This is a genomic window from Pseudomonas sp. AB39(2026), assembly GCF_059831485.1.
The window spans coordinates 2,944,286-2,968,535 of sequence record NZ_CP195212.1; the positions used below are offsets into that span (position 1 = coordinate 2,944,286).

At 59.8% G+C, this 24,250-nt stretch carries 24 protein-coding genes and 1 pseudogene; 14 read left to right on the top strand and 11 right to left on the bottom strand.

Annotated elements, in window-relative coordinates; genetic code table 11:
• The first annotated feature begins 94 nt into the window (after positions 1–94).
• Positions 95–544 carry an NfeD family protein gene (locus ACSAMW_RS13575; RefSeq protein WP_500590739.1) on the top strand — a complete coding sequence of 150 codons (450 nt, stop codon included), beginning with the start codon at positions 95–97 and terminating at the stop codon, positions 542–544.
• 27 nt (positions 545–571) lie between these two features.
• On the top strand, positions 572–1,432 hold the full coding sequence (locus tag ACSAMW_RS13580) for an SPFH domain-containing protein (protein WP_168083087.1): 861 nt from the start codon (positions 572–574) through the stop codon (positions 1,430–1,432).
• Between the two features lie 86 nt (positions 1,433–1,518).
• Here ACSAMW_RS13580 and typA read toward each other — a convergent pair whose 3' ends face one another.
• Together typA and thiI are read right to left on the bottom strand one after the other, a co-directional pair.
• A complete protein-coding gene (gene typA / locus ACSAMW_RS13585) occupies positions 1,519–3,327 on the bottom strand; it encodes a translational GTPase TypA (RefSeq protein WP_168083089.1) in 1,809 nt (602 codons plus the stop codon).
• Positions 3,328–3,444: 117 nt separating this feature from the next.
• Complete coding sequence (gene thiI, locus ACSAMW_RS13590) at positions 3,445–4,899, bottom strand: tRNA uracil 4-sulfurtransferase ThiI (RefSeq protein WP_500590740.1); 1,455 nt, start codon at positions 4,897–4,899, stop codon at positions 3,445–3,447.
• Positions 4,900–5,218: 319 nt separating this feature from the next.
• Between thiI and glnA the strand changes: the two genes are divergently transcribed.
• The 7 genes and pseudogenes from glnA to ACSAMW_RS13625 form a co-directional block, all read left to right on the top strand.
• A complete protein-coding gene (glnA, locus tag ACSAMW_RS13595; RefSeq protein WP_168083093.1) occupies positions 5,219–6,625 on the top strand; it encodes a glutamate--ammonia ligase in 1,407 nt (468 codons plus the stop codon).
• Between the two features lie 140 nt (positions 6,626–6,765).
• A complete protein-coding gene (locus ACSAMW_RS13600) occupies positions 6,766–7,317 on the top strand; it encodes a chorismate mutase (RefSeq protein ID WP_500590741.1) in 552 nt (183 codons plus the stop codon).
• Positions 7,318–7,382: 65 nt separating this feature from the next.
• Positions 7,383–7,898, top strand: coding sequence for a DUF4124 domain-containing protein (locus ACSAMW_RS13605; protein WP_500590742.1), 516 nt, complete (start codon positions 7,383–7,385; stop codon positions 7,896–7,898).
• Complete coding sequence (locus ACSAMW_RS13610) at positions 7,895–8,512, top strand: DUF4124 domain-containing protein (protein WP_500590743.1); 618 nt, start codon at positions 7,895–7,897, stop codon at positions 8,510–8,512. Before ACSAMW_RS13605 ends, ACSAMW_RS13610 begins: the two co-directional genes overlap by 4 nt.
• 264 nt (positions 8,513–8,776) lie before the next feature.
• A complete protein-coding gene (gene glnL / locus ACSAMW_RS13615) occupies positions 8,777–9,862 on the top strand; it encodes a nitrogen regulation protein NR(II) (RefSeq protein ID WP_500590744.1) in 1,086 nt (361 codons plus the stop codon).
• Positions 9,859–11,295 (top strand): nitrogen regulation protein NR(I), encoded by a 1,437-nt coding sequence (ntrC, locus tag ACSAMW_RS13620; protein WP_500590745.1) that lies wholly within the window; start codon positions 9,859–9,861, stop codon positions 11,293–11,295. The genes glnL and ntrC overlap by 4 nt, the downstream gene beginning before the upstream one ends.
• Positions 11,280–11,390: pseudogene (locus ACSAMW_RS13625) on the top strand (hypothetical protein); the annotation flags it as partial. The gene ntrC and the pseudogene ACSAMW_RS13625, both read left to right, overlap by 16 nt.
• A gap of 268 nt (positions 11,391–11,658) precedes the next feature.
• Here ACSAMW_RS13625 and ACSAMW_RS13630 read toward each other — a convergent pair.
• The gene (locus ACSAMW_RS13630) at positions 11,659–12,105 is read right to left on the bottom strand and encodes a hypothetical protein (protein WP_500590746.1); all 447 of its coding nucleotides are present in this window, start codon (positions 12,103–12,105) and stop codon (positions 11,659–11,661) included.
• On the opposite strand from ACSAMW_RS13630, the gene ACSAMW_RS13635 reads away from it, so the two are divergent.
• Positions 12,104–12,571, top strand: a complete 468-nt coding sequence (locus ACSAMW_RS13635; RefSeq protein ID WP_500590747.1) for a tRNA (cytidine(34)-2'-O)-methyltransferase — start codon at positions 12,104–12,106, stop codon at positions 12,569–12,571. The two genes, ACSAMW_RS13630 and ACSAMW_RS13635, sit on opposite strands and share 2 nt — an antisense overlap.
• Before the next feature lie 185 nt (positions 12,572–12,756).
• Here ACSAMW_RS13635 and secB read toward each other — a convergent pair whose 3' ends face one another.
• From secB to ACSAMW_RS13650, 3 genes are read right to left on the bottom strand one after another with little or no spacing between them, the layout of a single operon-like run.
• Entirely contained in the window at positions 12,757–13,242 is a 486-nt protein-coding gene (gene secB / locus ACSAMW_RS13640) for a protein-export chaperone SecB (RefSeq protein WP_168083111.1), read from the bottom strand.
• Positions 13,243–13,273: 31 nt separating this feature from the next.
• Positions 13,274–13,525: a glutaredoxin 3 gene (gene grxC, locus ACSAMW_RS13645; RefSeq protein ID WP_500590748.1), complete on the bottom strand. Its 252-nt coding sequence runs from the start codon at positions 13,523–13,525 to the stop codon at positions 13,274–13,276.
• 1 nt (position 13,526) lies between these two features.
• Positions 13,527–13,940 (bottom strand): rhodanese-like domain-containing protein, encoded by a 414-nt coding sequence (locus ACSAMW_RS13650; RefSeq protein ID WP_168083115.1) that lies wholly within the window; start codon positions 13,938–13,940, stop codon positions 13,527–13,529.
• Between the two features lie 193 nt (positions 13,941–14,133).
• Here ACSAMW_RS13650 and gpmI point away from each other — a divergent pair, with 193 nt between their 5' ends.
• The 4 genes from gpmI (at position 14,134) to ACSAMW_RS13670 (ending at position 19,202) form a co-directional block, all read left to right on the top strand.
• Positions 14,134–15,669 carry a 2,3-bisphosphoglycerate-independent phosphoglycerate mutase gene (gene gpmI / locus ACSAMW_RS13655; RefSeq protein WP_500590749.1) on the top strand — a complete coding sequence of 512 codons (1,536 nt, stop codon included), beginning with the start codon at positions 14,134–14,136 and terminating at the stop codon, positions 15,667–15,669.
• A 95-nt stretch (positions 15,670–15,764) separates the two neighbouring features.
• Complete coding sequence (locus ACSAMW_RS13660; RefSeq protein WP_500590750.1) at positions 15,765–17,051, top strand: murein hydrolase activator EnvC family protein; 1,287 nt, start codon at positions 15,765–15,767, stop codon at positions 17,049–17,051.
• Between the two features lie 35 nt (positions 17,052–17,086).
• Positions 17,087–18,427, top strand: coding sequence for a S41 family peptidase (locus ACSAMW_RS13665; protein WP_500590751.1), 1,341 nt, complete (start codon positions 17,087–17,089; stop codon positions 18,425–18,427).
• Between the two features lie 4 nt (positions 18,428–18,431).
• Positions 18,432–19,202 (top strand): divergent polysaccharide deacetylase family protein, encoded by a 771-nt coding sequence (locus ACSAMW_RS13670; RefSeq protein WP_500590752.1) that lies wholly within the window; start codon positions 18,432–18,434, stop codon positions 19,200–19,202.
• A 41-nt stretch (positions 19,203–19,243) separates the two neighbouring features.
• On the opposite strand, the gene hisF is transcribed toward ACSAMW_RS13670, so the two are convergent.
• The 5 genes from hisF to ACSAMW_RS13695 all read right to left on the bottom strand — a co-directional run bounded on the left by hisF (position 19,244) and on the right by ACSAMW_RS13695 (position 24,120).
• Positions 19,244–20,014: an imidazole glycerol phosphate synthase subunit HisF gene (gene hisF / locus ACSAMW_RS13675; RefSeq protein WP_500590753.1), complete on the bottom strand. Its 771-nt coding sequence runs from the start codon at positions 20,012–20,014 to the stop codon at positions 19,244–19,246.
• Positions 20,015–20,226: 212 nt separating this feature from the next.
• Positions 20,227–20,958: a 1-(5-phosphoribosyl)-5-[(5-phosphoribosylamino)methylideneamino]imidazole-4-carboxamide isomerase gene (hisA, locus tag ACSAMW_RS13680; protein WP_500590754.1), complete on the bottom strand. Its 732-nt coding sequence runs from the start codon at positions 20,956–20,958 to the stop codon at positions 20,227–20,229.
• Between the two features lie 125 nt (positions 20,959–21,083).
• Positions 21,084–21,722 carry an imidazole glycerol phosphate synthase subunit HisH gene (gene hisH / locus ACSAMW_RS13685; protein ID WP_500590755.1) on the bottom strand — a complete coding sequence of 213 codons (639 nt, stop codon included), beginning with the start codon at positions 21,720–21,722 and terminating at the stop codon, positions 21,084–21,086.
• Positions 21,722–22,315, bottom strand: coding sequence for an imidazoleglycerol-phosphate dehydratase HisB (hisB, locus tag ACSAMW_RS13690; RefSeq protein ID WP_168083133.1), 594 nt, complete (start codon positions 22,313–22,315; stop codon positions 21,722–21,724). Before hisB ends, hisH begins: the two co-directional genes overlap by 1 nt.
• A gap of 146 nt (positions 22,316–22,461) precedes the next feature.
• On the bottom strand, positions 22,462–24,120 hold the full coding sequence (locus tag ACSAMW_RS13695; RefSeq protein WP_500590756.1) for an OFA family MFS transporter: 1,659 nt from the start codon (positions 24,118–24,120) through the stop codon (positions 22,462–22,464).
• Positions 24,121–24,250 lie beyond the last annotated feature (130 nt).

The following is a 24,250-nucleotide window of genomic DNA, read 5'->3' on the forward strand; positions in this document are numbered from 1 at the left end:
CGTTTAACACTACATATCAGGAAACCATTACCCCTCTTTCTAAAGGGCTGCATAGGCGTCACCATTGCCCCTCGTGGTTTACAGGTGAGGCGCCATGGACATCCAATGGTGGTACTGGGCAGTCGCCGGGGTAACGCTGGTACTGCTGGAGCTGCTGCTTACATCTTTCTTTATCGTCTGGTTTGGCTTGGGCGCCTTGTTGGTCGCTCTGCTGCTATGGCTTATACCCGCTCTAGGCATCGGCGCCCAACTGGCTGCTTGGGGCATAGCTTCGGTAGCCCTGACACTGCTCTGGTTCAGGGTCTTTCGCGCAGGCCTGCAGCCGGGGCCCCAGTGGTCCGCCGACGATGCCTTGGGCGAAATCGGCCTGCTTACCGTGCAGGTCAATGCCTTTCAACGCGGCAAGGTGCGCTTTCAAAAGCCTCTGATGGGCACTGAAGAATGGCCTTGCCTAGCCAATACCCACATCCCTGCCGGCGAACGTGTCCGCGTGCTTGCCGTGGAAGGCAACCTCGTTCGCGTTGGCCCTGCAGGCGAGGCCTGACCGTTCTCTTTTGAATAAGGAATTCATATGAACGCTGCAGTTATCATTCCGCTCGTTTTCTTTATCTTCATCGTGGTCACCATCGCCAAGGGCGTACGCTTGGTGCCCCAGGGCCAGGAGTGGATCGTGGAGCGCCTGGGGCGCTACCGCGTCACACTCAAGCCAGGCCTGAACTTCCTCATTCCTTACATGGATGCGGTGGGCTACAAGATGAGCACCAAGGACCTGATCCTGGATGTTCAGCAGCAGGAGGTCATCACCAAGGACAACGCGGTTCTCCTGGCCAATGCGCTGTGCTTTGCCAAGATCACAGACCCTACCAAGGCGGCGTATGGCATCGAAGACTACGACCAGGCCGTGCGCAGCCTTACCATGACCAGCCTGCGCTCCATTATCGGCGGCATGGAGCTGGATGAAGCCCTCTCCTCCCGTGACAAGATCAAAGCCTTGCTGCGCGAAGCCATGGCCGAGCAGACCATCGACTGGGGCATCACCATTCGCTCGGTGGAGATCCAGGACATAAAACCCTCGGAATCCATGCAGAGGGCCATGGAACTGCAGGCAGCCGCCGAGCGTGAGCGCAAGGCAACCGTCACCCGTGCCGAGGGTGCGAAAACCGCAGCCATCCTGGAAGCCGAGGCACGGCTTGAATCGGCCAAGCGTGACGGGGATGCCCAAGTGACCTTGGCCAATGCCTCGGCCCAGGCCATCGAGCGGGTGAAGGAAGCCATCGGCACCGATACCGGGCCAATGATCTACCTGCTGGGAGAGAAGTACATTGGCGCCATGGAAAAACTGGCTACCAGCAACAACGCCAAAACCATCGTGCTGCCGGCTGATATCCAGGACACCATTGGCGGGTTGATGGGGCGGGGGAAGGTTCGGTGAGGGTGTAGGCTAGTCTGTTCGCAGGCTATGCCAGCTCCCACAATAAAAAAGCCCGGCATTCGCCGGGCTTCTTCGCTACCGCATACTTACTTCGAGGCGCGCTTACGCTCGTTCTCGTTCAGTACTTTCTTGCGCAGGCGGATCGACTTCGGCGTAACTTCTACCAGCTCGTCGTCATCGATGAATTCCAGTGCCTGTTCAAGGGTGAACTTGATTGGCGGTACCAGCGCGATGGTTTCGTCCTTGCCCGAAGCACGCATGTTGTCGAGCTTCTTGCCCTTGGTGGGGTTGATCACCAGGTCGTTGTCGCGGCTGTTGATACCAGCCAGCTGGCCTTCGTAAATTTCCTGGCCAGGCTCAAGGAACAGCTTGCCACGGTCTTGCAGGGTTTCCAGCGAGTAGGTCAGCGCCTTGCCTGTTGCCATGGACACCAGTACGCCGTTCTGGCGGTGGCTCACTTCACCGGCCTTGATCGGGCCGTAGTGGCTGAAGGTCCCGGTCAGGATACCGCTGCCCGAGGTCATGGTCAGGAAGGCGTTACGGAAGCCGATCAGGCCGCGTGCTGGAATGGTGTATTCCAGGCGGATGCGGCCCTTGCCGTCCGGCACCATGTTGCTCAGGTCGCCCTTGCGCAGGCCCATCTGCTCCATCACAGCACCTTGATGCTGCTCTTCGATGTCGATGGTGACCGCTTCGTAGGGTTCCTGCTTCTCGCCGTCCACTTCCTTGATAACCACTTCAGGGCGGGAGATGGCCAGTTCGAACCCTTCACGGCGCATGGTTTCGATCAGTACCGACAGGTGCAGCTCGCCACGGCCGGAGACCTTGAACTTGTCAGCGCTGTCGGTTTCTTCAACGCGCAGGGCTACGTTGTGCAACAGTTCCTTTTCCAGGCGCTCTTTGATGTTGCGGCTGGTGACGAACTTGCCTTCCTTGCCGCAGAACGGCGAGTCGTTGACCTGGAAGGTCATGCTTACAGTAGGTTCGTCCACGCTCAGCGGCGGCATGGCTTCAACGTTCTGTGGGTCGCACAGGGTGTCGGAGATGAACAGCTGGTCCATACCGCTGATGCAGACGATGTCGCCGGCTTCGGCGTCAGCCACTTCAACGCGCTGCAGGCCATGGTGGCCCATCAGCTTCAGGATGCGACCGTTGCGCTTTTTGCCTTGGGCGTCGATGGCGACAACCGGGCTGTTGGCCTTGACGCGACCGCGGGCAATACGGCCGATGCCGATTACGCCCAGGAAGCTGTTGTAGTCCAGTGCAGAGATCTGCATCTGGAACGGGCCGTCCAGGTCAACCTTGGGTGCTGGCACGTGGTCCAGAATGGCCTGGAACAGCGGGTCCATGTTTTCGGCCATTTCCGAAGGGTCGTTACCGGCAATACCGTTCAGGGCGCTGGCGTAGATAACAGGGAAGTCCAGTTGCTCTTCGGTAGCACCCAGGTTGTCGAACAGGTCGAATACCAGGCCCAGTACTTTGTCTGGGTCTGCGCCTGGGCGGTCCACCTTGTTGATGACTACGATCGGACGCAGGCCGGCCTTGAAGGCCTTCTGGGTCACGAAACGGGTTTGCGGCATAGGGCCGTCCTGGGCGTCGACCAGCAGCAGCACGGAATCCACCATGGACATCACGCGCTCTACTTCACCACCGAAGTCGGCGTGGCCAGGGGTGTCCACGATGTTGATGTCGTGGCCGTTCCATTTGATAGCCGTGTTCTTGGCCAGAATGGTAATGCCGCGCTCTTTTTCCTGGTCGTTGCTGTCCATCACGCGCTCGTCGTTCAGCTCCTTGCGGTCCAGGGTGCCGGACAGCTTCAGGAGCTTGTCGACCAGGGTGGTTTTACCATGGTCAACGTGGGCGATGATGGCGATGTTGCGAAGGTTGTCTCTCACAATACAGGTCTCGGTGATGAATTCGGTGGGGCCGGCTCAAGGCGACGGCGGATCAATTGGCGCAATCAGCGCGCCGGGTCAGGGGGGCGATGGCGACCACGGCCGCCAAGGCCCCTCCTAGGCCGGACGATAAACGCGCACATTGGCGTGCCCCTCGCTGAGCAGGTGGTGAGCATGCAGCCTGCTCATGACACCTTTGTCGCAGTACAACAGGTATTGCCGGCCTGGATCGAGATCCTTGAACCGGCTGTTAAGGGCATAGAACGGTACCGCATGGACATCGACGCCCTCGATAAGCAATGGGGCATCTTCCTGGGCATCGGGGTGGCGAATGTCCAGCACAACATGGCTGGTCAAGGCTTCGGCCACTTCTTCGATTTCGACTTCCTGGCCTAGCTCGTCGATCACATGGTCGATGGAAACCAGACGCGCCCGCGCCAGGGCAGCCTCCAGCACGGCCATGTCGAAACGCTCTTCTTCGCGTTCGATGCGGTAGCCGCGGGCGCTGGTAGTCGGGTTTACAGAGATCACGCCACAATATTCGGGCATATGCTTGGCAAAGTCGGCGGTGCCGATAGCCGTTGCGGTGTCAATGATGTCCTGCTTGTGCGAAGCAAGCAATGGGCGCAGCACAAGCGTTGGGGTTGCCGCGTCGATTACGGCCAGGTTGGTCAGGGTCTGGCTGGACACCTGGGAGATCGCTTCACCTGTAACCAGTGCGTCGATTTCAAGGCGCTCGGCCATGCGGCTGGCAGCGCGCAGCATCATGCGCTTGAGGATGACGCCCATCTGGCTGTCGTCTACCTTGGCAAGGATTTCGCCAACCACCTCTTCGAACGGCACGCTGATGAACAACACGCGGTGCGAGCTGCCGTACTTCTTCCAAAGGTAATGAGCGACTTCCATCACGCCCAGTTCATGTGCACGGCCGCCCAGGTTGAAGAAGCAGAAATGGGTCATCAACCCACGCCGCATCATCTGGTAGGCCGCCACGGTGGAGTCGAACCCGCCGGACATCAGCACCAAGGTCTGTTCCAGCGCACCCAAGGGGTAGCCACCCAGGCCTTTGTGCTGGTCATGGATCACGAACAACCGTTGGTCGCGAATTTCCATTCGCACGACCACTTCCGGGTTTTTCAGGTCGATTCCGGCCGCGCTGCACTGCTGGCGCAACTGGCTGCCCACGTAACGATCCACATCCATGGAGCTGAACCCATGACGCCCACCGCGCTTGCAACGAACGGAAAAACGCTTGCCAGCCAGCTTGTCGCCAAAGTGCGCTTTGCACTTGGCCACGATATCGTCGAAGTCCCCTAGCGGGTATTCATCCACTTGCAGAAAATGAGCAATACCTGGTGTGCAGCACAGGCGCTCGGTCAGCTCTTTCAGGGCCTTGGCGTCGCTGAGCTTCGTTTGTACCTCGAGGTTGTCCCATACGCCGACCACTGAAATGTCCGGGTCCAGGTCACGCATGACCGCGCGGATATTCTTGGCGAGCTGGCGGATAAACCGCTTGCGCACCGGCGGGCTTTTAATGGTGATCTCGGGAAAAACTTTAACGATCAGTTTCATGAACAGCGCGCACAATGCCCAGCTGAAAAAAGGGGCGGCATTATAGCGGAAATTGTTCAAGCTTTGACCAACTATATATCAGAACCCTTCAAGGCACTGTTTTGGAGCTCAAGCCGGAGCGTTCGCCCTATAATAGGGCATCCATTTTTTGAGTGTTGGACGCAAACCCTTGTAAACCGGCCAGCTTTTGATGGCTGCCCATCTTTGGGCACTGGCATGCAAATTGCTCTCTTGTGAGGCAGGTTGCCATGGCCGAGTATGCGGCGGCAGCACTGAATCCAGGGGCGCATAGTCCGTCCCCATCCACCCGGAGGACAACATGTCGAAGTCGGTTCAACTCATCAAAGATCATGACGTAAAGTGGATTGATCTGCGCTTCACTGATACCAAAGGCAAGCAGCAGCACGTCACCATGCCAGCCCGTGACGCCCTGGACGATGATTTCTTCGAGCACGGCAAGATGTTCGATGGCTCCTCTATCGCTGGCTGGAAAGGCATCGAAGCCTCTGACATGATCCTGCTGCCGGACGACGAAACCGCCGTGCTGGACCCCTTCACCGAAGAGCCTACGCTGATTCTGGTCTGCGACATCATTGAGCCGTCGACCATGCAAGGCTACGACCGCGACCCGCGCGCCATCGCCCACCGTGCCGAGGAATACCTCAAGTCCACCGGTATCGGCGATACCGTGTTCGTAGGCCCGGAGCCAGAATTCTTCATCTTCGACGAAGTGAAGTTCAAGTCGGATATCTCCGGCTCCATGTTCAAGATCTTCTCCGAACAAGCCTCCTGGATGACCGACCAGGACGTTGACGGCGGCAACAAGGGCCACCGCCCAGGCGTGAAAGGCGGCTACTTCCCAGTGCCACCGGTCGACCACGACCACGAAATTCGTACGGCCATGTGCAATGCACTGGAAGAAATGGGCCAGACCGTCGAAGTGCATCACCACGAAGTGGCGACTGCAGGCCAGAACGAAATCGGCGTCAAATTCAACACCCTGGTGAAGAAAGCCGACGAAGTTCAAACCCTCAAGTACATCGTGCATAACGTAGCCGACGCTTACGGCCGCACTGCCACCTTCATGCCCAAGCCACTGTACGGTGACAACGGCTCAGGCATGCACGTGCACATGTCCATCTCCAAAGAAGGCAAGAACACCTTCGCTGGCGAAGGCTATGCCGGCCTGTCCGAAACCGCCCTGTACTTCATCGGCGGCATCATCAAGCACGGCAAGGCACTCAACGGCTTCACCAACCCGGCCACCAACTCCTACAAGCGCCTGGTGCCTGGTTTCGAAGCCCCGGTGATGCTGGCCTACTCGGCTCGCAACCGTTCGGCGTCCATCCGTATTCCTTACGTGTCCAGCCCTAAAGGCCGCCGTATCGAAGCACGCTTCCCGGACCCAGCTGCCAACCCGTACCTGGCCTTCGCTGCACTGCTGATGGCTGGCCTGGACGGCATTCAGAACAAGATTCACCCTGGCGACGCTGCGGACAAAAACCTGTATGACCTGCCACCTGAAGAGGCCAAGGAAATCCCGCAGGTTTGTGGCAGCCTCAAAGAAGCCTTGGAAGAGCTGGATAAGGGCCGTGCCTTCCTGACCAAGGGCGGCGTGTTCTCCGACGACTTCATCGATGCCTACATCGAGCTGAAGGCCGAAGAAGAAATCAAGGTGCGTACCTTCGTACACCCACTGGAATACGACCTGTACTACAGCGTCTAATCCCTCTGGCTGTACACAAGAGGCCTCCTTCGGGAGGCCTTTTTCATGCCCAGAAAAAAAGCCCGATACATTTGCTCGCTGGCCCCTGCCTCGGTTTGCTGGCATAACAAGGCGCGACTTCGACGACTCTGGACCTTGTCATGTTCAAACGCCCTGCCTGCTACCTTGCCTTGGCCTCAAGCCTTATGGCCACCTCAGCCTTTGCCGCTGCGCCAGTTGAGCTGCAACCCTTGCTGGCCAGCATCGAGCAACGCCTCAACATTGCTGACCAGGTAGCGTTAAGCAAATGGGACAGCAAAAAGGCGGTTGAAGACCGCACGCGTGAGCGCGAGGTGATTGCAGGGGCCGTGGTGCTGGCGCCGAACTACAGCCTTGAGCCTGCTTTCGTAGAGCAGTTCTTTGCGGCCCAGATAGAAGCCAACAAACTGGTGCAGTACGGCCACCTCAATGAGTGGCGCATGGCGGGCAAGGCGCCAGATAGCCCACGCCCCGACCTAGTGGGGCAAATTCGCCCGCAACTGGATGGCCTGCAGAAAACGTTGCTGGACCAGTTGGCTGCTTTCGCGCCTCATCGTACGAACGCTGCCTGCCCTCAATGGATAGCAGAGACTGTAAACCAGGGCGAGCGTGACGAGCTTCACCAGCTTGCATTGATTCGTGCCACCGGCGAGTTATGCCTGGGGCCGCATTAAGCTGTGAACGGCTGGGCGGTCTGATCTATGCTGGGCAGGCCGCTGATGCCACTTGAGTAGCCCTCATGCACCGCCTCCTTTTGCTATTGCTCAGCCTTCTCTGTACTCAGGCTGAGGCCCAGATCTACAAGTCCACCGATGCCAATGGCAATACGGTTTATTCAGAGCAGCCCCCCGCCGGGCGCGCCTCACAGAAGATGGAGCTGCCCCCTCTCAACAGTGTGCCAATGCCTAAGGCCAAACCCGCCCCCGCGCCAGTCGAAGCGGCTCCAGCCCCGGTGCCTGCTGCAGCCTACAATGTGCTTGAGCTAACAGGCATTCCAGGAGACGGCGCCATTCGGGCCAACAACGGTACGTTCGATGTAGGTGTCAACATTCAACCTCGCCTTGCCGGGGGCCACTTGCTGCAATTGGTACTGGATGACGTAGCCTATGGTACCCCCAGCAATGTGCCTCGCTTGCAACTGGTGAACGTAGACCGCGGCCAGCATCGCCTGGCGGTTCAAGTGCTGGCCGGGGCCAACGTGGTCCAGGCCAGCACACCGGTCACGATCTCAGTGTTGAGGGTAAGCGTGCCATGAAGGCATGGCTGTTTCTTGCGTTTGCAGGCCTGGCCAGCGTGAGCCAGGCACAGGTGTTTACCTACATCGATGCACAAGGTAATCGGGTCTACACTGACCAGCCGCGCAAGGGCGCCAGTGCCGTACAGGTGCCCCAAGGCAACCGGCTGAACCAGCCTAATACCAGGCTGCCCGCTGCACCTGGCGCCTCCACGGCAGCAAAGCCCAAGCCAATGGCCGTTACGCGCGTGGTCCACTATGAGATGTTTCGCATCCTGGTGCCGCTGCCAGATGCTTCGGTTACCCACGCCAGCGGGGAAATGATCGTTACCCTCACCAGTGAGCCTGCACTGGAAGAGGGAAACCTCTACCGAGTGCTTCTGGACGGTAAACCTGCTGCCGAACCTGGTACCAGCCCCGTGATTGCATTGCACAACGTTGACCGAGGCACTCACCAGTTAGCTGGGGAAATCCTGGACACCCAAGGTAACGTTATCGAGCGTACCCCGCCTCAGCCTGTACATATGAAGCGCACGTCTTTGTCCCAGAAGCGACGAATTCATCCTTGTAAAAAGGACGAGTATGGTCAGCGCCCTGAATGCCCTTTGGCAGACAAGCCGGAGGAAGACGACTAGCGCTTTGCGACCACGCTATAGCACCTTTATAGTGCACAAGGCGCACCTTTTCTGAAACCATGTACCGAAGTGGCGCATTACGCTTGTTTTCCTAGGCAACCGTTTCCCTCAAGTGCCAATTTGGTAAGGGAAGACGCTTCTTTTCAGCGCTTGGTTTGGTTTTTGCAGTTTGCATGCATCAGTGGGGCGCGGCGATGGTTCGATCCCCTGCACCGAGACCGCGCCCGTTGGGCCGCGACCTGCCAATAGAGGTCAAGGACACCCATGACCATCAGTGATGCGCTGCACCGACTGTTACTGGACAACCTCACAACCGCCACCATTCTCTTGAACGCCGAACTGCGCCTGGAATATATGAACCCAGCGGCGGAAATGTTGCTGGCTATCAGTGGGCAGCGTAATCATGGGCAGTTCATCAGCGAGCTGTTCACCGAATCGGCCGAGGCGCTTAACTCCCTTCGCCAAGCCGTGGAACAAGCTCACCCGTTTACCAAGCGTGAGGCGATGCTCACCGCCCTTACTGGGCAGACACTGACCGTGGACTACGCCGTGACTCCGATTTTAAGCAAGGGCGAAACGCTCCTGCTGCTGGAGGTACACCCTCGGGATCGGCTGCTACGGATCACCAAGGAAGAAGCGCAGCTGTCAAAGCAGGAAACCACCAAAATGCTGGTACGTGGCCTCGCCCATGAGATCAAGAACCCGCTGGGGGGCATCCGTGGCGCGGCGCAACTGCTGGCCCGGGAACTGCCCGAGGACGGCCTGCGCGATTACACCAACGTGATTATCGAAGAGGCCGACCGGCTTCGTAATCTGGTGGACCGCATGCTGGGGTCCAACAAGCTGCCTTCGTTGGCGATGACCAATATTCATGAGGTGCTGGAGCGGGTATGCAGCCTGGTGGACGCTGAAACCCAGGGCGGCATTTCCCTGTTGCGCGACTACGACCCCAGCATTCCTGACGTACTGATCGACCGGGAACAGCTGATACAGGCCGTACTCAACATTGTGCGCAACGCCATGCAAGCCATCAGCGGTGAAAACGAATTGCGCCTGGGCCGTATCACGCTGCGCACACGCACCATGCGCCAGTTCACCATCGGCCACACCCGCCACCGGCTAGTCGCCAAGGTGGAAATCATAGACAACGGCCCAGGCATCCCCGTCGAGCTTCAGGAAACCATCTTCTACCCCATGGTCAGCGGCCGCCCGGACGGCACTGGCCTTGGCCTGGCCATTACCCAGAACATCATCAGCCAGCATCAGGGCCTGATCGAATGTGAGAGTCACCCAGGCCATACCACCTTCTCGATCTTCCTGCCGCTGGAACAAGGAGCAGCTTCGTCATGAGCCGTAGTGAAACAGTCTGGATCGTCGATGACGACCGTTCCATCCGCTGGGTGCTGGAAAAAGCACTCCAGCAAGAAGGCATGACAACCCAAAGCTTCGATAGCGCCGACGGGGTAATGAGCCGTCTGGCCCGGCAACAACCGGATGTGATCATTTCGGACATCCGCATGCCTGGCGCCAGCGGCCTGGACCTGCTCGCCCGCATTCGCGAGCAGCACCCTCGCCTGCCGGTCATCATCATGACGGCCCACTCTGACCTGGAAAGCGCCGTGGCGTCTTACCAAGGCGGCGCTTTTGAGTACCTGCCCAAGCCTTTCGACGTGGATGAGGCCGTGTCGCTAGTAAAGCGTGCGAACCAGCACGCTCAGGAACAGCAAGGCCTGGACACACCGCCGGCACTTACCCGCACGCCTGAGATCATTGGCGAAGCCCCGGCCATGCAGGAAGTGTTTCGCGCCATCGGCCGGCTAAGCCATTCCAACATTACGGTGCTGATCAATGGTGAGTCAGGCACGGGTAAGGAGCTGGTCGCCCACGCGCTGCATCGCCATAGCCCGCGCGCTGCCGCACCGTTCATTGCACTGAACATGGCCGCCATTCCCAAGGACCTGATGGAGTCCGAGCTGTTCGGCCATGAGAAAGGTGCGTTCACGGGTGCCGCGAACCTGCGCCGGGGACGTTTCGAGCAGGCCGATGGGGGCACACTGTTCCTGGACGAAATCGGCGACATGCCGGCAGATACCCAAACCCGCCTGCTAAGGGTATTGGCCGATGGCGAGTTCTATCGGGTAGGCGGCCACACACCGGTAAAGGTGGATGTACGCATCATTGCTGCCACCCACCAGAACCTTGAAAACCTGGTGCAGGCAGGCAAGTTCCGGGAGGACCTGTTCCACCGGCTGAACGTTATTCGCATTCATATCCCGCGGATGTCTGACCGGCGTGAAGATATCCCTGCGCTGGCCAGGCACTTCCTCAGCCGGGCAGCCCAAGAGCTGGCCGTTGAGCCCAAGCTGCTGAAGGCGGAGACGGAGGAGTACCTCAAAAACCTGCCATGGCCTGGTAACGTGCGCCAGCTTGAGAACACGTGCCGCTGGATTACCGTCATGGCCTCAGGCCGTGAAGTGCATGTGTCTGACCTGCCGCCAGAACTGTTGAACCTGCCCCAGGATGCCGCCCCGGTCACCAACTGGGAGCAGGCCCTACGCCAATGGGCAGATCAAGCTTTGGCACGGGGCCAGTCCAGCCTGCTGGACAGCGCCGTACCCAGCTTCGAGCGGATCATGATCGAGACAGCGCTCAAGCATACGGCGGGGCGACGCCGTGACGCCGCCATATTGCTGGGTTGGGGGCGTAACACCCTTACCCGCAAGATCAAGGAACTGGGCATGAAAGTAGACGGTGGCGAAGAAGAGGATGGCGACGACGCCTGACCCACGTTGCCCTCCTAAACCCCGCCCTGGCGGGGTTTTTTTATAAGCGCCGAGCCTCTGTTTTGTGCACGCCCGCCTCTTTTGCACCGAGGTAAGGCGATGAGCTGGGTCGGGCTAGTGGCCTGTTTCCAGCCTCTTTATCTCTGCAAACCGCCTGGAAGAACCAAAAAAGCCACTAAATACAGTGAGATAGTTATTTATTGGAAACCCTACACAAGACTTGGCACGCCCCCTGCAACTACCTCTACATGACCAGTTTCGGGGGCCCTGGTACAGGCAGGCCAGGGTCCCCTTCTTTACGCCGGGCCGAGCGCCCACCCCTTTTTGGGGACCTTGGTACAGGCAGGCCGGGGCTTCCCTCTTTTATTCGTCGCGGAGGCTGACATGCAGCCTCCAGCCGTCAGAAGCCTCCTCCCCCTCCCATTTAGCCTGTAACGGCCGAGCAGCAATAACCGTCAGCAACAGCCCTTTGTCTGTATGGCGCAGCGTCCATTTCGCCTGCCGGCCGCCAAGCTCCAGCTGCCCTTGCACAGATGGGCCGGAGGCATCGAACAGAATGGCGACCGCACCGTCTACGATTTCCCCGTGAACCTGAGGTGCGTGGTCGAACCATACGTTCATTTCCCCCGCAGGTAGCAGCTCTACCCGCTCGAACGCGCTACGGCCAGGGTCCATCAGCTTGCCCACCATCAACCCTACCAACATCCCGAAGATAGCCAGTGAGCCGAGAAAACGTGGCCAATAGGAAGATCGTGGCGGCAGCACTTCAGCGTTAGAATGCTGCCCGTCGTTTGTATCGGAGCCGCGCATGTTTCACGTCATCCTGTTTCAACCGGAAATACCGCCCAATACGGGCAACGTTATCAGGCTCTGCGCCAACAGCGGCTGCCACCTTCACCTGATCGAGCCGCTGGGCTTCGACCTGGACGATAAGCGCCTGCGCCGTGCAGGCCTGGACTACCACGAGTATGCGCCACTCAAGCGCTATCCGGACCTCCCCACCTGCCTGGAAAGCCTTGGTCAACCGCGCCTGTTTGCTTTTACCACCAAAGGCTCTCAGCCTTTCCATGATGTGGCCTTCGCGCCTGGCGATGCGTTCCTGTTCGGCCCCGAAAGCCGCGGGCTGCCCACGGACGTACTTGACAGCCTGCCAAGCGGCCAACGGCTGCGCCTGCCCATGCGCCCCAACAGCCGCAGCCTGAACCTGTCCAATACTGTAGCTATTGCGGTGTATGAGGCGTGGCGGCAGCACGGGTTCAGTGGGTTGCAGGCCTAGTGAGTGCCCGTCAGTGCTGGCCATGGCAAGCCAGCGAACAATGCTGATTGCCGCCGCCAGCGTATAATGCCCTGCATCTCCAAGGGGCGAATGGTCTGCGCTGTTGTAAGTCGCGAGCAGGTGCATAGCCCCCTGTCGAAAACGAAAAAACGCCCCGAAGGGCGTTTTGGTACAGCGCGTTACACTCAGGCCTGGGGCGCTTCACCGGCTTCCTGCATACGCTGCAGTTCCTGCGCGTAGAGGGCGTCGAAGTTGACCGGGGCCAGCATCAGCGCCGGGAAGGAGCCGCGGGTGACCAGGCTGTCCAGGGTTTCACGGGCATACGGGAACAAGATGTTAGGGCAGAACGCACCCAGGGTGTGGCTCATGGCGCTGGCGTCCAGGCCTTTGATCATGAAGATACCGGCCTGCTGCACTTCAGCGATAAAGGCCACTTCTTCACCGTTCTTCACGGTAACCGACAAGGTCAGCACCACTTCGTGGAAATCACCGTCCAGCGCCTTCTGGCGAGTGTTCAGGTCCAGAGCAACGCTTGGCTCCCACTGCTGACGGAAGATCGCTGGGCTTTTCGGGGCCTCGAAGGAGAGGTCTCGAACATAAATACGCTGCAACGAGAACTGAGGGCCTTCAGCCTCTTCGTTAGCTGCGCTGTTAGTAGCTTGATCAGTCATGACAGGTCCTTCTTGTAAGGTAGGGTTGGGTTCAGCGCAACAACGGGTCCAGTTTGCCTGCCCGCTCCAACGCATACAGGTCGTCGCAGCCGCCAATGTGGTGGTCGCCGACCCAGATCTGAGGCACAGAGGTACGCCCGGCCTTGCGGGCCATATCTGCACGCAGCTGGGGCTGGCCATCCACACGGATTTCCTCGAAGGCGACGCCCTTCTTGGCCAACAGTGCCTTGGCACGGCTGCAATACGGGCACCAATCGCTGGAATAAACGACTATTTGAGGCATATCACTTCACCAGGGGCAGGTTATCGGCGCGCCAGCTGGAGATCCCCCCAGACAACTTGGCAGCGGTATGGCCGCTTTTGAGCAGGTCCCGGCAGACCGTGCCGGCGTGCTGGCCCATGGCGTCGACAATGATCAGGGTTTTACCCTTGTGCTTGTCCAGTTCCGCCGTGCGGGCGGCCAGCTTGTCTTGAGGGATGTTCAGCGCGTCGACGATATGGCCGGCGGCAAAGTCCTTCTTGGCACGGATGTCGATCACCACGCCTTTGTCAGCGTTCACCAATGCAGTCAGCTCGCGTGGGCTGAGGCTGCGGCCACCACGGCTGCTTTCAAGCACCAGCAGCAACACCAGCAGGATGACGAAAAGACCAACAAGCAGGTAGTGATTGGTAGCGAATTCCAGCAAGTGAGCGACCATCGACAACTTCCAGAGCATTAAAAATGGCGGCCAGTATACACAGCGCCACAGCCCGGCCAAAGCCCACCCGGCGCCTGTTTCATGGAACCGTACCCCGCTTGCAGGGTCTGCAAGAGCACGCCTGGGTACTCATGGCGTGCCTGATTGGCCTAAGATACCTATCCCTACCCTTCGACAGCCGCGAGTGGAACCCATGACAGCCACGCCAAAACCTCTGGTCCTGATTATCCTGGACGGCTTTGGGCACAGCGACAGCCACGAATACAACGCCGTGTATTCAGCCAGCAAGCCAAACCTGGACGAGCTGGTTCGCACCCATGCCAATGGCCTGATTTCCGGTTCGGGCATGGACGTGGGATTGCCGGATGGGCAAATGGGCAACTCTGAAGTAGGCCACATGAACCTCGGCGCAGGCCGCGTGGTGTACCAGGACTTCACCCGGGTGACCAAGGCTATTCGTGACGGCGAGTTCTTCGAGAACCCTACCATTTGCAGTGCAGTCGACAAAGCGGTCAGTGCAGGCAAGGCCGTGCACATCATGGGCCTGCTGTCCGATGGCGGTGTACACAGCCACCAGGACCACATTGTGGCAATGGTAGAGCTGGCAGCCCGCCGCGGCGCCGAGCACATCTACCTGCACGCGTTTCTGGATGGCCGAGACACGCCACCCAAAAGCGCTGAAAGCTCCATCGCGCTGCTGGAAAGCACGTTCACACGCCTGGGCAAAGGCCGCTTTGCCAGCATCATCGGCCGCTACTTCGCCATGGACCGCGACAATCGCTGGGACCGTGTGAGCGCCGCCTACAACCTGATTGTGGACGCTACTGCCGACTACCATGCTGCCAACGCCTCCGAAGGCCTGGAAGCGGCCTATGATCGGGGTGAGAGCGACGAATTCGTCAAGGCCACTACCGTGGGCCAGCCTGTAACAGTGGAAGACGGCGATGCCGTGGTGTTCATGAACTTCCGCGCCGACCGTGCCCGGGAACTCTCCCGCGTGTTCGTGGAAGACAGCTTCGCTGACTTCGAGCGCAAGCGCCAGCCCAAGCTGGCAGGCTACGTGGGCCTGACCCAGTATTCGGCCAAGATTCCGGCACCTGCAGCGTTCGGCGCCAGCAGCTTGAAGAACGTACTGGGCGAATACCTGGCCAACAGTGGCAAAACCCAGTTGCGCATTGCCGAAACGGAGAAATATGCACACGTGACCTTCTTCTTCTCGGGCGGGCGTGAAGAACCGTTCGAAGGCGAAGAGCGCATCTTGATTCCGTCGCCCAAGGTCGCCACCTATGACCTGCAGCCAGAAATGAGCGCACCGGAAGTGACCGACAAGATTGTCGACGCCATCGAACACCAGCGTTACGACGTGATCGTGGTCAACTACGCAAATGGTGACATGGTCGGCCATAGCGGCATCTTCGCTGCTGCCGTCAAAGCAGTAGAATGCCTGGACACCTGCGTGGGCAGGATCGCCACGGCGTTGGAAAAAGTGGGCGGCGAAGCGCTGATCACGGCCGACCACGGCAACGTCGAGCAGATGGAAGACGAGTCTACCGGGCAAGCGCATACGGCCCACACCACTGAACCCGTGCCTTTCATTTATGTGGGCAAGCGCCCCCTGAAGGTGCGAGAAGGTGGGGTACTGGCAGACGTAGCGCCTACCATGCTCAAGCTGCTGGGCCTGGAAAAACCCGAAGAGATGACCGGCACGTCGATTCTGGTCGATGCCTGAGAGGTTGCGAAACAGGGCGTGCACGGCGCGCCCTTTTGATTGCCGATGCCGCCGGGCATACTAGGCCGACTTTCTACTTGGTAACGACCTGCCCAATGCTCCGCGCCCTTGCCTTTATTGCCCTTGCGGCCCTGACCTTTCCTGCCTCGGCAGATGACCGTACCCAAACCCAGCAGCAGATCGAAGCCACGCGGCAAGACATCAACGAGCTGAAAAAGGTACTGGGCCAGCTTCAGGAGCAGCGGGCCGATGTGCAGAAAGACCTGCGCGGTACTGAAACCCAGATGGGCACCCTGCAAAAACAGGTAGATGCCCTTCAGGAACAGCTGAATAAAACCGAAAGCGAGCTTCAGCGGCTCGAAACCGAGAAAAAAAAACTCCAGAGTTCGCGCGCTGAACAGCAAAAGCTAATCGGCATACAAGCGCGTGCTGCCTATCAGGGTGGCCGGCAGGAATACCTAAAACTACTGCTCAACCAGCAGAACCCTGAGCAGTTCGCCCGCACGCTGACCTACTACGACTACCTGAGCAAGGCGCGCCTGGACCAGCTCAAGGCCTTCAACGACACCTTGCATCAACTGGCCGGGGTAGAGAAGGACATCCAGATGCAGCAGGCACAATTGCTGGTTCAACAGGGCAACCTTGAAGACCAGCGGGCGCAGCTCGATGACGTGCGCAAGCAGCGCCAGGTCGCCTTGGCCAAGCTCAATGCCGACTACAGCGCTCGCGATGACAAGCTTCAACGCCGCCAGCAGGACCAGGCAGACCTGCAAAAGGTGCTGGCGACCATTGAAGAAACCCTTGCGCGGCAGGCCCGTGAAGCCGAAGAAGCCCGGCGCAAGGCATTGCTGGCACAGCAACAAGCCCAGCAGGAAGAGGAACGCCGACAGCGTGAAGCCGCCGTCGCCAAGAATGACCCTGCGCCAGTAGCCAAGCCCAAGCCAACACCGGGCATAAGCGTCAGCACAGGCGAAACCTTCGGTGGCGCATTCGCGTCGGCCCGCGGAAAACTTCCATGGCCGGTTGATGGTCGACTATTGGCGCGTTTCGGTGACACACGCGGCGATGAACGTACCCGTTGGGACGGGGTAATGATCAGTGCGGCGGCAGGCACCTCGGTTCGCGCCGTACATGGGGGGCGCGTGGTCTTTGCAGACTGGTTGCGCGGGGCTGGCCTTCTGGTCATTCTGGACCACGGTAATGGTTACCTCAGCCTGTATGGCCATAACCAGACGTTACTCAAGAGTGCGGGAGATGTAGTCAAGGCTGGTGAAGCGATCTCTACGGTCGGCACCAGCGGTGGGCAGGACACGCCAGCATTGTATTTCGCCATTCGACAGCAGGGCCGGGCAACCGACCCTGCTCAGTGGTGCCGCAGTTAGCGGTGCCGGTCACACAGGATCAGGAGTTGTTCGACATGCTGCATTCGTCCCGCCTTTCCAAGCTGGCCCTTGCCTTGATGGTAGCCGTGCCGCTGGCGAATGCCGCCGGCCCTGCTGCTACCCCCACGCCTGCAGCCGCACCTGCCGCCACCGCGCCGGCTACCGCGCCAGCTGCCAAACCGCCCCTGCCCTTGGACGAGTTGCGTACCTTTGCCGAAGTGATGGACCGCATCAAGGCCGCCTACGTTGAGCCAGTGGACGACAAGACGCTGCTGGAAAATGCCATCAAGGGCATGCTCAGCAACCTGGATCCCCACTCGGCCTACCTCGGCCCGGAAGACTTTGCCGAATTACAGGAAAGCACCAGCGGCGAATTTGGCGGCCTGGGCATCGAAGTCGGCGTCGAGGACAACTTCATCAAGGTGGTATCGCCCATCGATGACACGCCGGCAACCCGGGCTGGCATCGAAGCCGGTGACCTGATCGTGAAGATCAATGGCCAGCCTACGCGTGGCCAGACCATGACCGAAGCCGTGGACCAGATGCGTGGCAAGGTAGGCGAAAAAATCACACTGACCCTGGTGCGCGACGGCGGCCAGCCCTTCGACGTGACCCTGGCCCGCGCCATCATTCAGGTAAAAAGCGTGAAAGCGCAGTTGCTCGAAGACGGTTATGGCTACATCCGCATTACCCAGTTCCAGGTCAAGACCGGCGAAGAAGTGGGCGCTGCGCTTGCAAAGCTGCGCAAGGACAACGGCAAAAAGCTCAACGGCCTGGTGCTGGACCTTCGCAACAACCCTGGTGGCGTACTGCAAGCTGCCGTGGAGGTGGCCGACCACTTCCTCACCCATGGCCTGATCGTGTACACCAAAGGTCGCATCGCTAACTCCGAATTGCGCTTCAATGCTGACCCAGCAGACGCCAGCGAAGGGGTGCCACTGGTGGTACTGATCAACGGCGGCAGCGCATCGGCGTCTGAAATTGTGGCGGGCGCGCTGCAGGACCAAAAGCGTGGTGTGCTAATGGGCACAGACAGCTTCGGCAAGGGGTCGGTGCAGACCGTGCTTCCGCTGAACAACGACCGCGCGCTCAAGCTCACCACGGCGTTGTATTTCACACCCAATGGCCGTTCGATCCAGGCCCAGGGTATTGTCCCGGACGTAGAAGTACGCCGCGCCAAGATTACCCGTGAGCAGGACCAGGAGACTTTCAAGGAAGCAGACCTGCAGGGCCACCTGGGCAATGGCAACGGTGGCGCAGACCGGCCTACGGGCAGCGCAACCGCTGACAAGAAAGCGCGCCCTCAGGACGATGACTTCCAGCTCAGCCAAGCCCTCAGCCTGCTCAAAGGCCTGAAGGTCACACGCGGCAACTAAGCCTATGCGCACTTTGCTGCTGGCTGGCCTGCTCGCCCTGTCATGGGGCGGCCAGGCCCAGGCCGACGGCGCGCCTGCCTACCTGAGCCTGATCATCGATGACCTGGGGCAAAACGCATCCCGCGATGCTCGCGCCCTGGCGCTGCCTGGCCCTGTAACCCTGGCGGTGATGCCAGACACGCCTCATGCTGCCGACTTTGCTCGCGACGCTCATAAAGCGGGCAGAACCGTGATCGTGCACATGCCCATGGACCCCGCCGGCGGGCCTTTTGCGTGGGCCCCCGGCATGAGTGACGATCAACTGCGGGAGCGGCTGGCGGCAGCGTTCAAGGCTGTGCCCTATGCGGCCGGCCTGAATAACCACGAGGGCAGCCGCATGACAGCCGAACCCGGCGCCATGGCGCTGCTGGCGAGCGAGTTGCAACAGCGCCAGTTGTTCCTGGTGGACAGCCGCACCAGTGCCGCAACGCAAGCAGCGGCACAGGCGCAAGCCATTGGCCTGGCCAGTGTGTCGCGCGATGTGTTCCTGGATGACGAACGCACTCCACAGGCCATTGCCGTACAACTGGAAAAGGCCGTGGTGCTGGCTCACAAGCAGGGCTCAGCTGTAGTGATCGGCCACCCCTACCCCCAGACCCTTGCCGTGCTAGAGCAGGCCCTGCCTGGGCTCAAGGCCCGAGGTGTGCAAATGATCGGCATCCGGCAGATGATTGCCGAGCGGGGAAACCAGGCGATGCGGGGGCATGGTAAGGGCGGCAAGTACAGGCCCTTGTGATTGCAACCCTTGTGGGAGTAGACGAAGCCTGCGAACAGCTGTTAGCGAATGCAAATCCCTTGCGCCGCCATGAACGCCTTGGCTTCAGGCACGGTGTATTCCCCAAAGTGGAAGATACTGGCCGCTAACACCGCACTGGCATGGCCCTCGATAACCCCATCGGCCAGGTGCTGAAGGTTGCCCACACCACCGGAGGCAATCACCGGAATACCCAATGCATCGCTGATAGCGCGGGTTACGCCCAGGTCGAAGCCATTCTTCATGCCATCCTGGTCCATGCTGGTGAGCAGGATTTCACCTGCGCCCAAGCCTTCCATTTTTTTTGCCCACTCTACCGCGTCTAGCCCAGTAGGCTTGCGCCCACCATGGGTAAAGATTTCCCAGCGCGGCACCTCACCGGGCCCGGACACTTTCTTGGCGTCGATGGCGACCACAATGCATTGCGAGCCAAAGCGCGAGGCGGCTTCGCCTACGAATTCAGGTGTGAACACAGCTGCCGTATTGATGGACACTTTATCTGCGCCCGCGTTGAGCAGGTTGCGGATGTCCTGCACGGTGCGTACACCACCGCCCACGGTCAGCGGAATAAACACCTGGCTGGCCATGCGTTCCACCGTATGCAGCGTGGTATCACGGCCGTCTACGCTGGCGGTAATGTCCAGGAAGGTGATCTCGTCCGCGCCCTGCTCATCGTAGCGGCGCGCGATTTCCACAGGGTCGCCAGCATCGCGGATGTTCTCGAACTTGACCCCTTTCACCACCCGGCCGTTGTCCACGTCCAGGCAAGGGATGATGCGTTTAGCCAAGGCCAATGGGGGCCTCCTTTGTCGGTAGTTGCAAGCTGCAAGCTGCAAGCTGCAAGCTGTAAGCTTCAAGGGAAAGCGAGTCGTAGGGCTTTCTTGCAGCTTGCAGCTTATGGCTTATGGCTTATGGCTTGGCGCTTAGTGTTGGGAGCTTCAAGCTGCAAGAGAAAGCGAATTGCGGCGTAGCACTTTCTTGCAGCTTTCAGCTTATGGCTTGGCGCTTAATAGTTGTCGCAGAACGCCTGGGCTTCGGCTACGTCCAGCGTGCCTTCGTAGATGGCACGGCCGGTGATGGCACCAATGATACCTGGCGCCTTGGCATCCAGCAGGGCCTTGATGTCACCCAGGTTGTGGATACCGCCGGACGCGATTACAGGAATGCGAGTGGCGGCCGCCAGGGCTGCCGTGAACGGCACGTTGCAGCCTTGCATCATCCCGTCTTTGGCAATGTCGGTGTACACAATGGCAGACACACCATCGGCTTCGAAGCGCTTGGCCAAGTCGATCACCTGCACGGTGCTCACTTCGGCCCAGCCGTCAGTGGCCACGAAACCGTCTTTTGCATCCAGGCCCACGATCACCTTGCCGGGGAACGCTTTGCACGCTTCGGCTACGAACTCGGGCTGCTTCACGGCTTTGGTGCCGATGATCACGTAGCTCACACCCGCCTTCACGTAGTGCTCAATGGTTTCAAGGGAGCGGATACCGCCACCGATCTGGATTGGCAGGTGCGGGTAGCGCTTAGCGATAGCCGTGACGACCTCGCCATTGACCGGTTGGCCTTCGAAGGCGCCGTTGAGGTCCACCAGGTGCAGCCGGCGGCAACCGCCGTCCACCCACTTGGCAGCCATGCTGACCGGGTCATCGGAGAACACCGTGGAATCGTCCATACGGCCCTGGCGCAAGCGTACGCAGGCACCGTCTTTGAGATCGATAGCGGGAATGATCAACATTTCAGGGATTCCTTCGGGATCAGCTTCAAGCTGCAAGCTATAAGCTTCAAGCAAAAGCAAGCCGTGCGCGTTGGTTCCGTTTCTGGCTTGCCGCTTGCTGCTTACCGCTTGCCGCTACAGGATTCTTACCAGCGCCCATCCCAGGCGGCGAAATTCTGCAGTAGCTGCAGGCCGTGGGTGTGGCTTTTCTCGGGGTGGAACTGCACGGCAAAGCGCGAGCCTTCAGCCAGGGCGGCGGCGAAGGCCTTGCCATAGTGGCCGCGGCCAACCACCTGCGACGGCTTGCCAGCTTCGATGTAGTAACTGTGCACGAAGTAGAAGCGCGCCCGGTCCGGAATGCCATGCCAGAGCGGGTGCTCTACGGGCAGCTCGATCTCGTTCCACCCCATGTGTGGCACCTTCAGGTGCTCAGTGCCTTCGTGCAGGTCCTTGCCGAAGAACCGTACCTGGCCTGGGAACATGCCGATGCAGTCTACGCCATCGTTTTCTTCACTGCGCTCCATGAGCGCCTGCATGCCCACACAGATGCCCAGGAAAGGGCGGTCCTTGCTGACTTCCTGCACCAAGGTATCGAAGCCCAGGCGGCGGATTTCGGCCATGCAGTCGCGGATGGCGCCTACCCCTGGGAACACGATGCGGTCGGCTTCACGAATCACCGCAGCGTCGCTGGTGACCAGCACCTTGCCAGCGCCCACGTGTTCCAGGGCCTTGGCTACGGAGTGCAGGTTGCCCATGCCATAGTCGATAACGGCTACTGTCTGCATCAGAGCACACCTTTGGTGGACGGCATCTGGCCGCCCATACGCTCGTCCACTTCCACGGCCATGCGCAGCGCGCGGCCAAATGCCTTGAACACGGTCTCGATCTGGTGGTGGGTGTTGTGCCCACGCAGGTTGTCGATGTGCAGGGTTACGTTGGCGTGGTTCACAAAGCCTTGGAAGAACTCCTGGAACAGGTCCACATCGAAGCGGCCGACCACCGCACGGGTGTAGGGCACATGCATCTGCAGGCCGGGGCGGCCGGAGAAGTCGATGACCACACGTGACAGGGCCTCGTCCAGCGGCACATAGGCATGGCCATAACGGCGAATGCCCTTTTTATCACCCACGGCGCGGGCAAAGGCTTGGCCCAGGGTAATGCCAACGTCCTCGACGGTATGGTGGTCGTCGATATTCAGGTCGCCCTTGCACTCGATGTCCAGGTCGATCAGCCCGTGGCGGGCGATCTGGTCCAGCATGTGTTCAAGGAAAGGCACACCGATATCGAACCGGGCCTTGCCAGTGCCATCCAGGTTGATCGAGGCTTTGATCTGGGTTTCCAGGGTATTGCGCTCGACGAACGCCTTACGTTCGGCCATCACCAACTCCGCAACAATCATTCAGCGAAAAAGGGGCACAGTATAGGCGCATACAGCGCATGGCATGAAGCGAACCGCGACGAAGAAACGAAAAACCCCGCTTGGCTGTTCGGCCAAGCGGGGTTTGTGGTGTTACAACCGGCGTATCAGAACAGCACAGCCGTTTTCTGGATGGTGATCAATATCCCCCAGGCCAACGGAATGCCAACGGCCAGCCAGGCGGCGATGACCAGCGGGCGTGTGCCAGGTGCAGCGCTCCACTCCAGCACGGTGGAACCGTTGGCGGTCTTGTCGTGGCTGAGGGCACGTTCACGGGCCAGTTCGTCTGGCGTCATGAAGTACTTGTCCGCTACCGGGCGAATCAGCGCGTTGCAGATGAAGCCCAGTACCAGCAGGCCAGACAGGATGTACAGCGTGATGTCATAGACCGCGGCACGTTCAACACCAATGCTCAATTGGTATTCGCGCAGGTAGTTCACCAGCACCGGGCCCAGCACACCCGCCGCAGCCCAGGCAGTCAGCAAACGACCGTGGATAGCGCCCACCATTTGCGTACCGAACAGGTCTGCCAGGTAGGCCGGTACGGTTGCAAAACCACCGCCATACATGGACAGGATGATGCAGAACGCGGCCACGAACAGCGCTACGTTGCCCAGGTGGCCCAAGTTCGGCACCAATGCGTACAGCGCAACACCCAAGGTAAAGAACACGAAGTAGGTGTACTTACGGCCGATGTAGTCCGAGAAAGAGGCCCAGAAGAAGCGGCCACCGATGTTGAACAGGCTGAGCAGGCCGGTGAAGCCCGCAGCGATGGCAGCGATCTGCGCCAGTTGCGCAGGTGACAGCTCGCTGAAGGTCTGGTTGGTGCCAATCAGCTTGCCGGCAAACACTTCCTGCAGCAGCGGCGAGGCCATGCCCAGGATGCCGATACCTGCCGACACGTTCAGGCACAGCACCAGCCATACCAGTACGAACTGAGGTGTTTTCCAAGCCACGCTTACGTGCACATGGCGGTCGGTGATCATGGTGTTGCCGGCTTTCTTGGCCACGGCGGTCCAGCCTTCAGGCTTCCAGCCGGTTGGCGGTACGCGGTAGGTCAAGGCACCGCCAATCATGAACACGAAGTAGATCGCGGCCATTACCAGGAAGCTCTGCCATACACCCACGTCAGTAGGCGTCGCAAAGTGAGACATCAAGGCCGTGGCCAGCGGTGCGCCCACCATGGCGCCCCCACCAAAGCCCATGATCGCCATACCGGTGGCCATGCCGCGCTTGTCCGGGAACCACTTGATCAGGGTCGACACCGGCGAGATATAGCCCAAGCCCAGACCGATACCGCCGATCACGCCCGAACCGATCCACATGAGCCAGATCTGATGGGTGTGCACGCCGATGGCCGACAGCACCAGGCCGCCACACCAGCACAGGGCCGATACCACACCGGCCTTACGCGGGCCGGCATGTTCCAGCCAGCCACCCCAAATGGCCGCCGAGCAGCCCAGGAAGATGAAGAACAGGGTGTAGATCCAGCCCAGCATGGAAATAGGCCAGTCGCAGTCCGACGCAAACACCTGGCTGATAAAGCCCATGTCTGCCGGGCAGGCTACGGCCTTGCTTACACCTACGGCCTTGGACAGCGGCAGCCAGAAGACGGAGAACCCGTAAGCCATGCCGATGCACAAGTGAATGGCAAGGGCGGCCGGCGGTACCAGCCAGCGGTTGAACCCTGGCTTGGCGATGATACGTTCCTTGGCGAAGAAACCCGGCTGGTCAGCCGAGCCCGCCACATGTGTGTGTTGAGTCATGTACTACCCCTAGTTGTGATTGGCTCGCGGCCGTTGCACCAGGCGTTTGCCTGCTGCACAGAGGGCTACCCCGATCTTGATGCCCACGGCACTGATCGTGTTATCGGCAGCACTCTCGAAAACGCGACAA

Coding starts and splice junctions, on each gene's coding strand:
- ACSAMW_RS13575 (WP_500590739.1), top strand. CDS start 95: ATGGACATCCAATGGTGGTACTGGGCAGTCGCCGGGGTAACGCTGGTA.
- ACSAMW_RS13580 (WP_168083087.1), top strand. CDS start 572: ATGAACGCTGCAGTTATCATTCCGCTCGTTTTCTTTATCTTCATCGTG.
- thiI (WP_500590740.1), bottom strand. CDS start 4,899: ATGAAACTGATCGTTAAAGTTTTTCCCGAGATCACCATTAAAAGCCCG.
- glnA (WP_168083093.1), top strand. CDS start 5,219: ATGTCGAAGTCGGTTCAACTCATCAAAGATCATGACGTAAAGTGGATT.
- ACSAMW_RS13600 (WP_500590741.1), top strand. CDS start 6,766: ATGTTCAAACGCCCTGCCTGCTACCTTGCCTTGGCCTCAAGCCTTATG.
- ACSAMW_RS13605 (WP_500590742.1), top strand. CDS start 7,383: ATGCACCGCCTCCTTTTGCTATTGCTCAGCCTTCTCTGTACTCAGGCT.
- ACSAMW_RS13610 (WP_500590743.1), top strand. CDS start 7,895: ATGAAGGCATGGCTGTTTCTTGCGTTTGCAGGCCTGGCCAGCGTGAGC.
- glnL (WP_500590744.1), top strand. CDS start 8,777: ATGACCATCAGTGATGCGCTGCACCGACTGTTACTGGACAACCTCACA.
- ntrC (WP_500590745.1), top strand. CDS start 9,859: ATGAGCCGTAGTGAAACAGTCTGGATCGTCGATGACGACCGTTCCATC.
- ACSAMW_RS13635 (WP_500590747.1), top strand. CDS start 12,104: ATGTTTCACGTCATCCTGTTTCAACCGGAAATACCGCCCAATACGGGC.
- ACSAMW_RS13630 (WP_500590746.1), bottom strand. CDS start 12,105: ATGCGCGGCTCCGATACAAACGACGGGCAGCATTCTAACGCTGAAGTG.
- secB (WP_168083111.1), bottom strand. CDS start 13,242: ATGACTGATCAAGCTACTAACAGCGCAGCTAACGAAGAGGCTGAAGGC.
- grxC (WP_500590748.1), bottom strand. CDS start 13,525: ATGCCTCAAATAGTCGTTTATTCCAGCGATTGGTGCCCGTATTGCAGC.
- ACSAMW_RS13650 (WP_168083115.1), bottom strand. CDS start 13,940: ATGGTCGCTCACTTGCTGGAATTCGCTACCAATCACTACCTGCTTGTT.
- gpmI (WP_500590749.1), top strand. CDS start 14,134: ATGACAGCCACGCCAAAACCTCTGGTCCTGATTATCCTGGACGGCTTT.
- ACSAMW_RS13660 (WP_500590750.1), top strand. CDS start 15,765: ATGCTCCGCGCCCTTGCCTTTATTGCCCTTGCGGCCCTGACCTTTCCT.
- ACSAMW_RS13665 (WP_500590751.1), top strand. CDS start 17,087: ATGCTGCATTCGTCCCGCCTTTCCAAGCTGGCCCTTGCCTTGATGGTA.
- ACSAMW_RS13670 (WP_500590752.1), top strand. CDS start 18,432: ATGCGCACTTTGCTGCTGGCTGGCCTGCTCGCCCTGTCATGGGGCGGC.
- hisA (WP_500590754.1), bottom strand. CDS start 20,958: ATGTTGATCATTCCCGCTATCGATCTCAAAGACGGTGCCTGCGTACGC.
- hisH (WP_500590755.1), bottom strand. CDS start 21,722: ATGCAGACAGTAGCCGTTATCGACTATGGCATGGGCAACCTGCACTCC.
- hisB (WP_168083133.1), bottom strand. CDS start 22,315: ATGGCCGAACGTAAGGCGTTCGTCGAGCGCAATACCCTGGAAACCCAG.
- ACSAMW_RS13695 (WP_500590756.1), bottom strand. CDS start 24,120: ATGACTCAACACACACATGTGGCGGGCTCGGCTGACCAGCCGGGTTTC.